The organism is Nonomuraea muscovyensis (assembly GCF_014207745.1).
In the GTDB taxonomy this organism is placed as follows: domain Bacteria; phylum Actinomycetota; class Actinomycetes; order Streptosporangiales; family Streptosporangiaceae; genus Nonomuraea; species Nonomuraea muscovyensis.
In genome coordinates, this window is the sequence record NZ_JACHJB010000002.1 from 2,339,570 (window position 1) to 2,353,153 (window position 13,584).

At 72.1% G+C, this 13,584-nt stretch carries 11 protein-coding genes; 1 reads left to right on the top strand and 10 read right to left on the bottom strand.

Going from position 1 to position 13,584, the window contains the following annotated elements:
• Positions 1–128 precede the first annotated feature (128 nt).
• The 3 genes from FHU36_RS27615 to FHU36_RS27625 are packed head-to-tail and all read right to left on the bottom strand — an operon-like array spanning position 129 to position 2,685.
• A complete protein-coding gene (locus FHU36_RS27615; RefSeq protein WP_185086709.1) occupies positions 129–923 on the bottom strand; it encodes an ABC transporter permease in 795 nt (264 codons plus the stop codon).
• Positions 920–1,702 (bottom strand): ABC transporter permease, encoded by a 783-nt coding sequence (locus FHU36_RS27620; protein WP_185086710.1) that lies wholly within the window; start codon positions 1,700–1,702, stop codon positions 920–922. Before FHU36_RS27620 ends, FHU36_RS27615 begins: the two co-directional genes overlap by 4 nt.
• Complete coding sequence (locus tag FHU36_RS27625; RefSeq protein ID WP_185086711.1) at positions 1,699–2,685, bottom strand: ABC transporter substrate-binding protein; 987 nt, start codon at positions 2,683–2,685, stop codon at positions 1,699–1,701. Before FHU36_RS27625 ends, FHU36_RS27620 begins: the two co-directional genes overlap by 4 nt.
• A gap of 103 nt (positions 2,686–2,788) precedes the next feature.
• Here FHU36_RS27625 and FHU36_RS45875 point away from each other — a divergent pair, with 103 nt between their 5' ends.
• Entirely contained in the window at positions 2,789–2,920 is a 132-nt protein-coding gene (locus FHU36_RS45875; RefSeq protein WP_281394346.1) for a hypothetical protein, read from the top strand.
• 122 nt (positions 2,921–3,042) lie between these two features.
• On the opposite strand, the gene FHU36_RS27630 is transcribed toward FHU36_RS45875, so the two are convergent.
• From FHU36_RS27630 to FHU36_RS27660, 7 genes are all read right to left on the bottom strand, one after another.
• The gene (locus FHU36_RS27630; RefSeq protein WP_185086712.1) at positions 3,043–5,493 is read right to left on the bottom strand and encodes a cation-translocating P-type ATPase; all 2,451 of its coding nucleotides are present in this window, start codon (positions 5,491–5,493) and stop codon (positions 3,043–3,045) included.
• 146 nt (positions 5,494–5,639) lie between these two features.
• Positions 5,640–7,586 (bottom strand): carbohydrate-binding protein, encoded by a 1,947-nt coding sequence (locus FHU36_RS27635; protein WP_185086713.1) that lies wholly within the window; start codon positions 7,584–7,586, stop codon positions 5,640–5,642.
• A 34-nt stretch (positions 7,587–7,620) separates the two neighbouring features.
• Complete coding sequence (locus FHU36_RS27640; protein ID WP_185086714.1) at positions 7,621–8,616, bottom strand: LacI family DNA-binding transcriptional regulator; 996 nt, start codon at positions 8,614–8,616, stop codon at positions 7,621–7,623.
• The gene (locus FHU36_RS27645) at positions 8,613–10,349 is read right to left on the bottom strand and encodes a glycoside hydrolase family 36 protein (protein ID WP_221496602.1); all 1,737 of its coding nucleotides are present in this window, start codon (positions 10,347–10,349) and stop codon (positions 8,613–8,615) included. Before FHU36_RS27645 ends, FHU36_RS27640 begins: the two co-directional genes overlap by 4 nt.
• Positions 10,350–10,351: 2 nt before the next feature.
• On the bottom strand, positions 10,352–11,164 hold the full coding sequence (locus FHU36_RS27650; RefSeq protein ID WP_185086716.1) for a carbohydrate ABC transporter permease: 813 nt from the start codon (positions 11,162–11,164) through the stop codon (positions 10,352–10,354).
• Complete coding sequence (locus tag FHU36_RS27655; protein WP_185086717.1) at positions 11,161–12,081, bottom strand: carbohydrate ABC transporter permease; 921 nt, start codon at positions 12,079–12,081, stop codon at positions 11,161–11,163. Before FHU36_RS27655 ends, FHU36_RS27650 begins: the two co-directional genes overlap by 4 nt.
• Positions 12,078–13,424 carry an ABC transporter substrate-binding protein gene (locus FHU36_RS27660; protein WP_185086718.1) on the bottom strand — a complete coding sequence of 449 codons (1,347 nt, stop codon included), beginning with the start codon at positions 13,422–13,424 and terminating at the stop codon, positions 12,078–12,080. The genes FHU36_RS27655 and FHU36_RS27660 overlap by 4 nt, the downstream gene beginning before the upstream one ends.
• Between the last annotated feature and the right edge of the window lie 160 nt (positions 13,425–13,584).

A 13,584-nucleotide genomic window follows, 5' to 3' on the forward strand; every position in this document is an offset into this window, starting at 1 on the left:
CTCCGGACGCGAACCCGGGCGGTGGCCTCCGTCGTCACGGCCGAGCGACACGGCCCGCCACCGGAGCCGACCGGCAGGCCGTCGCTCAGGCCGCGTCGTTCAGGCGGTGTCGCTCAGGCCGCCGTCGCTCAGGCCGCGTCGCCGCGGGCGCTCACGTGCCAGCTCAGCACGCGCCGCTCGACGGCCAGGAACGCGACGTTGAGCAGCACCCCGAGCACGCCCAGCAGCACGATCCCGGCCCACATGGCCGGGATGTCGAACTGGCTCTGCGCCTCCAGCATGCGGTGCCCGATCCCCTCGGTGCTGCCGTACAGCTCCGAGATCACCATCATGATGAGCGCCAGCGAGACGCTGAGCCGCAGCCCGGCGAAGATCTTCGGCGCGGCGGCGGGCAGGATGATCCGCACCAGGCGCGTGCCCGCGCCGAGCCGGAACACCTGGCCGGTCTCCAGGTAGCGGCGGTCCACGGTGCGCCCGCCGTCCATCGCGTTGATCAGCACCGGCCAGACGACGCCGTACACGATCGCCGCGACCTGCATCGGCGTGCCGATCTTGAACAGCAGCAGGAACACCGGCAGCAGCGCGGACGGCGGCACCGAGCGGCCGAAGTGCAGCAGCGGCTCGGCCAGCGCCGCGAGCGTGCGCGAGCGGCCCATGGCCAGGCCCAGCGCCACGCCCACGGTCGCGGCCAGCGCCCAGCCGGCGAACAGCCTGCCGAGGCTCGGCAGCAGGTCGTGGACCGCCTCCTGGGTGAGGAACAGGCCGGCCGGCGGCCCGGAGAACCACAGCTCGTGCAGCCTGGCCACGATCGCGGTTGGCGGCGGGAAGTAGACGGCCTCGGCCCGCCGGGTGGCCACCTCCCACAGCACGGCGGCCACGGGCAGCAGCCAGTACCAGCGCGCCCTGGCGAGGAACCCGCTCACACCGCCTCCCCCGTCCGGACCGTGTGCCAGCGGAACAGCCGCCGTTCCCCGGCGGCGAACAGCAGGCTGGCGGCCAGCCCGAGCAGCCCCGCCCACACGACTCCGGCGAGCACCCGGTCCGGCCGGTTGGCGCTGCCGGCCTCCACCAGGTAGGCGCCGATGCCGCCCCCGCCGGGTGAGATGATCTCGACGCTGACCGCGACGATGAGGGTGACGCCGACGGCGATCCGCACGCCGGTGGCGATGAACGGCGCGGCGCTGGGCAGCGAGACCCGCAGCGCCACGGACGGCTCGCCGAAGCCGAAGCCGCGCAGCGTGTCCTTGGCCAGCGGATCGACGTCCGCGAGCCCGTACAGGGTGTTGATGAGCAGCGGCCAGCAGCAGGTGTAGACGATCAGCGACGTCTTGGCGTCGGCGCTGTCGGTGAACAGGAACATGGCCAGCGGGATGAGCGACACGGACGGGATCGGGCGCAGGAACTCGACCAGCGGGCGCACGGAGCGTTCCACCACCGGGACCGTGCCCAGCAGCAGCCCGGCGGGCACGGCGGCGGCGAACGCGATGAGCAGTCCGGAGGCGCACGCGGCCAGCGTCGCGAGCACATGCCGGTGGAACTCGCCGTCGGCCGCCAGCTCGGCCGCCGTGGCGAGGACGACGGAGACGTACGGCAGGACGTCCCGGTCGATGATCCCGAGACGCCCCGCGGCCTCGAGGAGGGCGAGGAACCCGACGACGCCGACCGCGCCGAGGGCTCCCCGCCGGAACGCGGAAGGGATCATCCGAGTGTGGCCGCGATCTGCTGCGTCACGTCGGGCTTCTTCTTCAGGTAGCCGTATCCGGCCAGCAGGTCGCCCAGCTTCTGCAGCTTGGCCTTGTCGACCTCCATGGAGTAGACGCCCAGCTTCATCGAGGCGGCCGTCTCGGCGGGGATCTGCGTGTAGGTGGGGATGGCCTCGTTGACGGCGTTGCGGTCGCTGCCCGCGATGAGCTGCGCCCTGGCCAGGGCGCGGTGGAACGCCTTGGCGGTGTTGGGGTTCTTGGTCAGCCACGCCTCGGAGACACCCCAGCCGTCGACGGGGATGCTCGCGGTCGGGCCGCTCATCGTGTCGATCACCTCGACGGCGCCCAGCTCGGTCTTGGCGGCGGTGAGGAACGGCTCCACCAGCCAGGCGGCGTCCACCTTGCCCGACGACAGCGCGGCGAGCTGGTCGGCGAACGGCACGGCGACGTACTTGACGTCGGTCGGCGCGAGCCCGGCCTGCTCCAGGTGGGCGTTGGTGACCGTCTGGCCGAGCGCCTTGAGCACGTTGACCGCGACGGTCTTGCCCTTGAGGTCCGCCGCCGTCTTGACCGCGGAGTCCTTGGGCACCACGACGGAGGCCATGCCAGGGGCCGCCTCCTGGCTGTGCTGGAACAGCTTCAGCTTGGCCGCGCCCGAGTCGTTGATCGCCAGCAGCGACACGTAGCTGGTGAGGAAGGCGTCCATGCTGCCGTTCATGATCTTCGGCATGACGGCCTGCGGGGCCTGGATGATCTCGGTCTTGACGGTGAGGCCCTCCTCCTTGAAGAAGCCCCTCTTCTGCGCGATGAACAGCGGCGCCGAGGAGGGTACGGGCACCACGCCGACGGTGAGCGTCGTCTTCTCCAGGGAGCCGCCGCTCTGGCCCGGCTCGGCGGCGCCGGAGGACGTCGTGCCCCCGCCGCAGGCTGCCAGGCCCAACGCGATCGCGAGCCCGGCGACGCAGGCACGTGCGAACTTCATCGAATCTCCTTGAGTGGGGAGACCTCCGCCGTCGAGGCGCGGGGAGGGGAACCGGGAGGAGGTCGCCTTGCCGGGGACGGACAAGGAGCCCATGCTACCGTTCGTGATCTTCGACATCACGGACGACGGGGCCTCCTCGGCGATTCGAGTTTCCATGCCGGGCGGTGATCGTACCGACTATCGGCGGCCATTGCCACAATTGCCCTGCGCCCCAGGAGAATGGGACTTTAATTGAACCGTTAAAACGTCAACTAATCCGCCGACTTGACCCCCGGTATTCGCCCACGAAAACGTCTCAGAATGGCGCGAGAACCGGGTTCCCTTTCCCGCCGCACCCGCGCGGGACCACCCCGCGGCTCACACCGGCGCGTCCGTACGCCGCGCGGCACCGCCCGCCCACCTCGCCAGGTCGCAGAGGAACGGCGTGAGCAGGGCCGCCCCGAACGCCATGGCCCAGCCCACCGGCGGGAGCGGCGCCAAGGCGAGGAGCAGGCCGAGCGGCGGCACCAGCGTCACCATGGCCTGCAGGGCGGCGGTGCCCAGCACGGCGGCGAGCACCGCCCGCCCGCGCAACCAGCCCGCCTCGAACGTCCAGCGCCGTGCCCTGGCCACGTACGCCAGGGTCAACCGGGCGAAGACGAGCGTGAGCACGGCCTGGGTCCTGACCTGCTCGTCGCTCCAGCCGAGCCGCCTGGCCACCTCCACCGCCGCGAACACCAGCAGCCCGACGATCAGTGAGCGCACGGCGATGCGGGCCAGGACCCGGCCGGACAGCAGCCCGTCGCGGGCGGGAAGGCCGGACAACGGGTCGCCGGGCGCCCGGTCCAGGCCGAGGGCGATGGCGGGGATGCCGTCGAGGACGAGGTTGATCCACAGCAGTTGCACCGGCAGCAGCGGGATGACCAGGTCCGGCCAGGCGAACAGGCCCACCAGCACGAGGAAGATCTCGGCCAGGTTCCCGGTGAGCAGGTAGCCGATCATGGAGCCGACATTGTGGTGCAGGCGGCGGCCCTGCCGCACGCCGGTGACGATGGTGCCCAGCTCGCCGTTGGTGACGACCACGGCGGCAGCCTCGCGGGCGACGTCGGTGCCCTCGTCGCCGGCCATGGCGACGCCGACGTCGGCGTGGCGCAGGGCGGGCGCGTCGTTGACACCGTCACCGGTCATCGCGACGACCTCGCCGCTGTCGCGCAGCGCCTGGACCAGGTCGAGCTTGGTCGCCGGGTCGACGCGGGCCAGCACCCCCGCCTCTCGCAGCCGCTGGGCGCGGTCGCCGCCGTCGAGCCCGGCGCCGGTGACGACGGGCTCGGGTTCGATGCCGACCTCCTCGGCCACGGCGCGGGCGGTGTCGGGGTGGTCGCCGGTCACCATGACCACGCGGATGCCGCCTTCGCGGCAGTCGGCGACGGCCTGCGCGGCCGAGGCGCGGATCTCGTCGCTGAGACAGACCAGCCCGACGGGGCGCAGGCCGGCGGCGTCGAGGTCGTCGGTGTCGCGTTCGGCGAGCGCCAGCACCCGCAGCCCCTTGCGCGCCAGCTCCGGAACGGCGCGGGCCAGCAGGCCGGTCGCCTCGCCGGGCGCGCACCGGGGCAGCACCACCTCGGGCGCGCCCTTCACGGTCAGCACCGGCCCGTCGGTGACGACCGCCATGGAGCGGGTGTCGGCGTCGAACGGCCTGGTGGCCAGCCTCGCCTCGCCGGGTGCGCGGCGTACCCCGTGGCGACCGGCGGCGTCGAGGAGGGCCACGTCCACGGCGTCGCCCAGCCCGTCGCGGGCGTCGTTGCAGCGCACGGCGGCCAGCCACAGGTCGGCCCCGGGTACGGCGACGTGGTCGGTGACGGCGAGCCGGCCGGTGGTGAGCGTGCCGGTCTTGTCGGTGGCGATCACGGTCGTGGCACCGAGCGCCTGGATGGCCGACAGCCGACGGACGATCACGCCGAGCCTGGCCATGCGCTGCGAGCCGAGCGCCAGGGCCGTGGTGACGGCCGCCGCCATGCTCTCGGGCACCGCCGCGATGGCCAGCGCCACCCCGGCCAGCACCAGATCCAGCGGCGCGATCCCGCCCCTGGCCAGGCCGAGCGCCACCATGACCACGCCGGCCGCGACGGCGAGCACGCCGATGCGCTTGGAGACCTTGGCCAGCTCCACCTCCAGCGGCCCCTTGACGTGGCCGTGCAGCGCGGAGGCGATGCGGCCCATCTGCGTGCCGGCGCCGGTCCGCTCCACCAGCGCGACGCCCGAGCCGCGCACCACCATGCTTCCGGAGAACAGCTCGCCGTCGCGGTCGCCCAGCGGGCCGTCGGTCGCGCCGCCCGGCCGCTTGCCCGCCGAGCGGGACTCGCCGGTCAACATGGACTCGTTCACCGCCAGCGAGGCCGCCTCCAGCACCCGGCCGTCGGCGGGCACCCGGTCGCCGGCCGCCACCTCCACCACGTCGCCGGGGACGACCTCGGCGGCCGGGACGCGCCGGACGACACCGTCGCGGCGCACCTTGGCCATCGGCGCCGTCATGGTCCGCAGGGCGCGGACCGCCTGCTCGGCCTTCATCTCCTGGGTCACGCCGATGGTCACGTTCACCAGGAGGATGGCCACGATGGCGGCGCCCTCGGGCACCTCCCGCAGCACCAGCAGCGTCACCGCGCCCGCGCCGAGCAACAGGATCGACAGGGGGTCGGCGAGCTGGCGCGCGATCCGGACGAACACCGACGGCGGCTTGGGCTCCGGCAGCGCGTTGGGGCCGTGCTCGGCGAGCAGGCGGGCGGCGGCGTCGTCGCTCAGCCCGTTCCGGGCATGCGTGGTGGCGTCCATGCCTCCAGCAGATCATCCGGAACGGCACAGCCGCCCCAGCCGAAGGTCCCGCAGCGCTGGGACCTTCGCCCCCACGGGTCACACGCCGCTTGCCCCGGCTGCCGGGGCGCGGGCGGAGCGAGCCCGCCCGCGCCCCGGCGACGAGGTCAGCCCGCCACCTTCGCCGTGGCGGTCCGGCCGCCGGGCACGGGCACCACGGCGACCGTGTACCTGACGCCGTCGATCGTCTTGGGCAGACCCGCCACGGTGTGGCCGTTGACCTTGAGCCACCGGTGCTCGCCCAGGAACCGCGCCTCCCACAGGCGCGGCTTGTCAGACCCGTTGGTGAAGGTGGTGGACGTCAGCCCGTCGTGCCGCACCGTCACGGTGCCGTCGCCCACGGGCACATCCGCCACCTGCAGCCACCCGATGTCGGCGGGCAACCGCGACTGGGTGGCGACGGTGCGCCGCGGCGCGTCGGGCTCGATGCCCATCAGGCCCTCGACCGTCTGGCTGACCAGGGTGAACGGCACCTCCGGGTAGTCGCCGTTCAACCCCTGGCGGCGGCTGATGTGAGCGGCCTCGCGCTGCTCGTAGACGTGCCGCATCCACTTCCAGGCGGTCTCGGGACGGTTGTGCCGGAAGAACGTGTCGGGAAGGTAGGTGATGGCCTCGATGTTGGCGGGCCGTCCGGCCCCGGTGGCCTCGGCGTCGATGAAGTCGAGGTAGGCGTCGTTGCGCGGCCCCGCGTCGATGATGCCCTTCATCGGCATGAACCAGCTGTTCTCCTTGCCGAAGCCGGTCAGCGGCGTGCCGTCGGTCGTGTAGGCGCGGACGAAGTCGTCGGATCCGGGCTTCACGCTCCAGGTCCGGTTGAAGTAGCTCTTCAGCGCGCGGGCCCGCTCGGCCGCCCGCATCGAGGTCTGGAGGTCGCGCTTGTCCCGCGCGAGCTCGGCCACGGCGCGGTAGGCCTGGTACTGGGCGGCGATCGCGTCGCCCGCCTCGGCCAGCGGCTCGTCGCTGACCTCGTTGTAGCTGGCCGACCCGGCGAAGATGCCCTTGCCCGTGCCCTCGGCCACCTTGACGGGGCCGTTGGGGAGCAGGCTGTCGTGCAGGTCGACGAACTCCTCGGTGGCGTGGCGGTAGTAGTCCCAGAAGGCCGGCTCGTCGAGGTAGGCCCGGTCGCCCGTCCACCTGAACGCCTGGTTGGCCTTCTCCACCAGCTCGAACGTGGCCGGCACCTCCCGGACGAAGTTGGTCGGGGACCGGTAGTCGATGTCCAGGTAGGTCTTGGCGTCGAAGTTCAGCGCCCACACCGGGTAGAACTTGTGCTCCGCGGTGGCCGAGGCGGCGAACGACCGGAGCATCGCCTTGTTCTCGCGGTGCAGCCCCAGGATGTGCGCGCCGGCGAGCTGGTGGGCGAAGTCGCGCGAGTAGTACCCGGTGCGGTGGGCGTACCCGGCCCAGTAGGTGGCGGTGTAGGTGCCCTCGCCGGTGCCGCCGGGCCTGCGCTCGTCCACGTTGAGCGGGCCGGGCACGCCGGCCTGGTGCACCCAGCTACGGGCCTTGTCCCTGGACCACGCGAACATCTCGACGACCTCGGCGTTCGAGGAGGTGACGCGCGGGCCGGCGGCGGATCCCGGCGACACCATGACGTCGTCGGCGTTGACCCAGGCGGAGCCGGAGCCGAAGACGATCTCCACGCGGTCCCCCGCGGCGAGCTCCACGTCGGAGACGGTGTACCTGGAGTAGGTGGAGCGGGAGGGCAGCGTGACGGTGCCCGCGTCGGCGCCGTTGCGCCGGACGGCGAACGTGCCGCCGGGCCCGCCCGTGGAGATCCAGGCCGAGATCGAGTAGTGGCCGGCCGCGGGCACGGTGACGGCCTGGCTGACGCTCATCCCCGGGCCCGCGTCGAGGTAGGCGAGCCTGGCCCCGCCGTGGGGCCGGTTGGTGGCGACGCCCGTGCCCTGCGTGAAGGTCCAGCCTTCGGTGCCCTTCTCGAAGCCGGGGTTGGCGACGATCAGCGGGCCCGCGTCCGCGGCCCGCGCGGGCGTGAGGGCGGCGGCGGCCAGGAGGGACGAGCCGATGAGGACGGAACAGAACCTGTACTTCATGGGAACTCCAGAGAGGCGGATGACCTGTTGGGCATCAGGCCCCGCGCGGCGGCGCGGTGGACCCGCGCACGACCAGCTCGGGGCTGAAGAGCAGTTCCCCCCGTGGCACGTCGCGGTTGCTCACCAGCGCGACGATGCTGCGTGCGACCTCCTTGGCCAGCCGGTCGATCGGCTGGCGCACGGTGGTCAACGGCGGATCGACGAACTCCATGATCATCGATCCGTCGTGCCCCACGACCGAGACGTCGCCGGGCACCGAGAGCCCCTCCCTGGCCACCGCCCGGTACGCGCCCAGCGCCATGAAGTCGCTGGCCGCCACGACGGCGGTCACCCCCCGCTTGAGCAGCTCCGAGGTGGCCGACTGGCCGCCCTCGACGGTGTAGCGCTGCCTGACCACGAGCGCGTCGGCATCGGCCACCCCGCGGCGGGCCAGCGCCGCCGCGAACCCCTCGACCCGCCGGTCGGCCGGCCGGTTGCCCGACGGCCCCGACGCCAGGCCGATCCTGCGGTGTCCGAGCGTCCAGAGGTGGTCGACGGCCAGCTCCGCCGAGAGGTGGTCGTCGGTGGACAGGACCGGCGCGTCGTGCCCCTCGAACCCGCCGTTGACGCCGACGAACGGGATGCGCCGCGCGGCCAGCACGTGGTAGGTCTCGGGGTCGGCCCCGTCGACCGTGTTGCTGGCCGACAGGAACACCACCGCGGCCACCCCGTGCTCGGCCAGGGCGCCGACGAACTCACGCTCCTGGATGCCGCCCGGCAGCGCCGGGCAGACCACCCCCTTGAGCCCGTGGGGGGCGAGCGCAGCCTCGATGAGCTCGGCCACCTCGGCGAAGAAGGGGTTGGACAGCCATGGTGTGATCACCGCGACGATCTGGCCGCGGGTCGAGCGCTCGTAGCCCAGCTCGGCCATAGCGCGCTCGACGGCCTCGCGGGTCCTGGCCGACACCCCGGCCCGCCGGTTGATCACCCGGCTGACCGTCGCCTCGCTGACGCCGGCCATCTCCGCCACCTCGGTGATGCCGATCTTCATGGTGCTACCTCCAGATCGGCCAGGCCGGAGGGCGGAACGTCCAGCACACACAGGCCTGGCCCCAGCCGCCGGTCGGACTGCTCGATCCTAGAGCCGCCGGCGTCGAAGATCCGCACGGCGCGGAGCACCCCCCCGTCGACGTCGAGGACGAGCCTGCCGGAGGCGGTGCCGTTGACGACGGTGACCTTCGCGTGCCGCCGGGCGTCGAGCGGGACCACGCGGTCCGCGGTCACGCTGACCACGCACCGCTCCCCGAGCGCGGCGCGCACGACGGGGTAGAGCTCGTCCGGGCGGCCCGGCTCCACCTCGCCGTCCAGCAGCACGGCCCGCAGCTCGCACCACCGCTCCAGCCAGAACGCCAGCATCCGCCGGTGCTCGCCGGACAGCGTGCCCAGCCGCGCGGAGATCTGGGGCACGGAGTGCAGCGCGCCGATGAGCTGCCGGGCCGCGCTGCTCACGGGGCCCGCCGGGTCCCACATGAGCATGTCGGAGTGCACGGCGCCGCCCGCGGCCAGCAGCCCGATGTCGATGGTCCGCACCCGGTTGGCCACGGCGTCGGCCGGGCAGTCGTTGGCCCGCAGCATGGTGCCGAAAGGCGTCATGCCCGGCCCCACGTACGGCTGGCGGAACTCGATCAGCGCGCCGGGCCGGACCGCCTCGACCGCCATCACCAGCTCCGTCAGCAGCACCCGCATGGCCGTGCCCACGTCGGCGATGTCGCCGGGGGAGGGCGTGCCCGCGTAGGCCATCACCGTCTCCAGGAAGTCGATCTTCAGTCCGTCGAGCCCGTAGTCGCGGACGAGCCGGACGCAGGTGTCCACGGCGTGCCTGCGCACCTCGGGCACCCGGGGGTCGAGGGCGTGCGCCCCCGGTACGACGCCCGCCACCGGGGCGTGGACCGACAACTCCGCGAAGCAGTCCGCCTCCGGTCCGAGCAGGAGCGGGGCGACCCACACGAGGTACGCCAGCCCCGTCCGCCGCACCCGGGCGACGTGGGCCGCGAAGTCGGGGAACTTGGCGGGGTCGGGCCGCCAGTCGCCGACACCGTGGTAGCCGCGCCCCGTGCCCAGCTCCTGCCAGCCGTCGTCCAGGATGATCGCCCCGCACCCGAGCTCCGCCGCGAGCCCCGCCTCGGCCTCCACGGCGCTCGCCTCGACCGCCTGGCTGAAGCCGTACCAGGTCGAGTAGACCGGCACGCGTGCCCCCTCCGGCACGCCGGCCGGCATCCGCCCGAGCGCGCCGCGCAGCGTCCGCATCGCCGTGGCGACGCTGGACGAGGCGGGAGCGAAGACCAGGCGATACGGCGAGCGCGCCGCGGTGACACGCAGGTGCACCACGAAGGTCTTGTTCTCCTCGGAGACGCCGTAGCGCATCGTGGTCTCGGGCACCGGGTCCAGCGCGGCGAAGGCCAGCATGGAAGCACCGCTGCTGTCGTACAGGCAGGCGGCCACCGCACCGCTCACCAGCGACACGTGCGCGAGGCCCGCCCAGTCGGCGACGACGGTGCGCGTCCATCCGGCGTCGGGGTGCCAGAAGCCGACCGCGTCGCCGAGCGGGACCGAAAGGCGGATCTCCAGCTCCCCCCCGGAGTGGATCTCCACCAGCTCGGTGCCGTCGGGCTGGGTGGACCGCTCCCAGCGGGCGCTCACCCCCGGGGTGCCGGTCAGGACTGCCAGCCGCACGTCGTCGAGCAACGGCTCGGTGGGCGCGGGCACGAGCCCGGCGGTGGTCACGCTCACTCTTTCACAGCTCCCGCGAGAAGTCCGGAGACGAAGTGTCGTTGCAGAAGGAGGAACAGGATCGCCATCGGGATCGCGGCGACGGCGGTGCCGGCCAGGATCGCGCCGTAGTCGGTGTCGTTCGAGCCCTGGAGGGAGGCGATGGCCAGCGGGATCGTGTAGGCGTCGCGCGTGCGCAGCGCGATGAGCGGCCAGACGAAGTCGTTCCACTGGTAGAGGAAGAGATAGATGCCGAGCGCGGCGAGGGCCGGCCGCATCGGCGGCAGCACCACGCGCCAGAACAGCCGCAGCTCGCCGCAGCCGTCCACGCGCCCGGCCGACAGCAGCTCGTCGGGGAGGGCGGAGATGGACTGCCGCATCAGGAAGATCCCGAACGGCAGCGCCAGGTTCGGCAGCACGATCGCCTGATAGGTGTTGAGCCAGTCGAGCGCCAGCATCATCTTGAACAGCGGCACCAGCGTCACCTGGCTGGGGATGACCAGGCCGAGCATCAGCAGCCCGAACAGCGGCTCCCTGCCGCGGAAGGTGAACTTCGCGAAGCCGTAACCGGCCATGGTGCACACCAGCCCGGCGAGCAGGGTGTAGATCACGGCGATCAGGGTGGAGTTGAGCACGACCCTGCTGAAGCCGACGGTGGACTCCAGGCTGGCGAGGTTGTCCAACAGGTGCCCGCCGGGCAGCAGCGGCGGCGGGTCGGCGAACACCTCGGCCGTGCGGTGCGTGCTCGCGACGATGAGCCAGTAGAACGGCACCAGCACCACGGTGACCGTGACCAGCAGTGACGAGGTCAGCATCACGCGGCGCGTCATGGCTTGTCTCCCAGGAACTTGAACTGGACGACGCCGAGGATCCCGATGATGACGGCGAGCGCGTAGGCGATGGCCGAGGCGTAGCCGAAGTCGAAGTACCTGAAGCCGTTGGCGTACAGGTAGAGCCCGAGCGTCATCGTGTTGTTGTCCGGACCGCCGCCGGTCATGACGTAGGGCTCGTCGAAGAGCTGGAGCGTGCCGATCGTGGACATGACCAGCGTGAGCAGCATGACGGGACGCAGCCCGGGCAGCGTGACGTGCCGGAAGCGGTGCCAGGCCCCGGCCCCGTCCACCGCGGCGGCGTCGTAGTGGTCCTTGGGCAGCGCCTGCAGCCTGGCCAGGTAGATCACCGCGTTGTAGCCCGTGTAGTGCCAGGTCAGGGCGAGCCCGACGGCGATCTTGGCCCACAGGCCGTCGGTCAGCCACGGGACCGGGTCGACGCCGGCCAGGCCGAGCGCCCAGTTGACCAGACCGGACTGGGGGTTGAGGAGGATCGCGAAGAGCAGTCCGTAGGCCACCAGGCCGGTGACCATGGGCATGAAGAACCCGAGCCGGATGAAGCCCTTGAACCGCAGCAGCGGGGAATTGAGCGCCACCGCCAGGCCCATCGCGAGCGCGAGCATGAGCGGCACCTGGACCAGCAGGATGATCCCGGTGTTGCCGAGGGCCGTCCAGAACAGCGGGTCGGCGACCAGGCGCCGGTAGTTCGCAGCCCCGGCGAAGGTCTGCAACGCGCCATCGGTCCTGAACAGGCTGAGCCAGAACGACCAGGCGATCGGGTACAGCTTGAAGGCCGCGAACAGCAGCAGCGCCGGCGCCACGAACAGGTACGGCGCGATCGTCCCGGCCGGCCGTCCGCGGCGGGTGAGGGCACGCTTGGCCGGCGGGGCGCCGGCCCGTTGCGTGAGCACGGTCATCGCAGCACCTTCCGGCCCGTCTGCTGGGCGATCAGGTCGGCCGCCTCCTTGAGCACGGTGGCCGGGTCGGCGCCCTTGAGCAGCACCCTGCTCTGGGCGTCCGTGACGATCTTGAGTGCCCGGGGGTAGTCGGCGGAGTAGTTGGTCACGTACGACGGCTGCTTGAGGGCCTCGAGGAAGACCTCGCCCTTCTTCTGGCCGCCGAAGAAAGCGGACGGCTCGTGGAAGGCCGGGTCGTCGTAGGCCGACATCAGGGCGGGGGCGATGCCCTTGCCCTTGTAGATGGCGACCTGGCTCTCCGGCCGGGTCAGCACGAACTCGGCGAAGGCGAAGGCGGCCTCCCTGACCTTGCTGGTGCCCGCCACGGCCAGGTGCGTGGAGTTGACGGTGGCGGCGACCTTGCCGCCCTCGGTGACGGCGGGCGGCAGCCGGACCTTCCACTTGCCCTTCTGGTCGGGCGCGGACTCCTCGATGATGCCGCCGAACCAGGTGGGCATGGACTGCACCGCGACCGACCCGCTCTTGATGGAGGTGATCATCGTGTTCCAGCCGCCGGCCATGTCGGCCACCAGTCCGGCGTCGTTGAGCCGCTTGATGATCGTCAGTGCGGTGACGGCCTGCGGGGTGTCCAGCGTGATGTTGCCCTGCATGTCGAAGTAGAAGCTGTCCTGAAGCTGGAGCAGCATCTGGAAGAGGTTGGCGGAGTCGGCCTGGGAGGCCGGCTTGTCGATGCCGAGGAGCTGGACGCCGGTCTTCTCCTTGAGCTTGATCCCCGCCTCGATGACCTCGTCCCAGGTGCGCAGCGCCTCCACGTCCACGCCCGCCTTCTCGAACAGGTCGGCCCGGTAGTAGAAGCCGGCCGAATTGGCCTCCCAGGGCAGGGCGTAGACCTTGCCCTCGCGGCTCACGGTCTCCCACATGCCCGGGGCGAACGAGTCCCGGTGCCGGTCGGCGCCGAACGGCCGCAGGTCGGCCAGGCCGCCGGGGAACTTCTCGATGTAGGCGGGCAGGTAGTCGACGCCGATGTGCAGCACGTCGCCGAGCCCCTGGCCTCCGGCCGCCATGCCTGCGGTGATCTTGTCCCAGATGGCGGGGTTGCCGATGTCCTGGACGTCGACCCTGATGCCGGGGAACGCCTTGTGGAAGTCGGGGACGAGCGCCTTCATCATCGCGGCGGGCCCCTGCCAGCTCCAGACGGTGATGTCGCCCTTCGCCGCCGCGCCCGTGGGACCGACGGCGGCGGGCGTGGCGGCGGGGCCCTCTCCTCCACAGGCGGACAGCGCGGCGCCACCGGCGGCCAGGGCGCTGAGTTGGAGGAAGCGGCGGCGGGGGAGGTTGGCCATGATCAGCTCCTGGGGGCACAGAGGTTGGCCTGGTGCAGCCAGACGTTACAGCCCTGTTTCGGTCACTTGCAAGATTGGAGCGAAAGTTTTCTGCCAACTGTCGCAGGCGACGTACGCCCCGAGTCACGGGCGCCGACAGGTGAACGATGTGGAGGAGCGG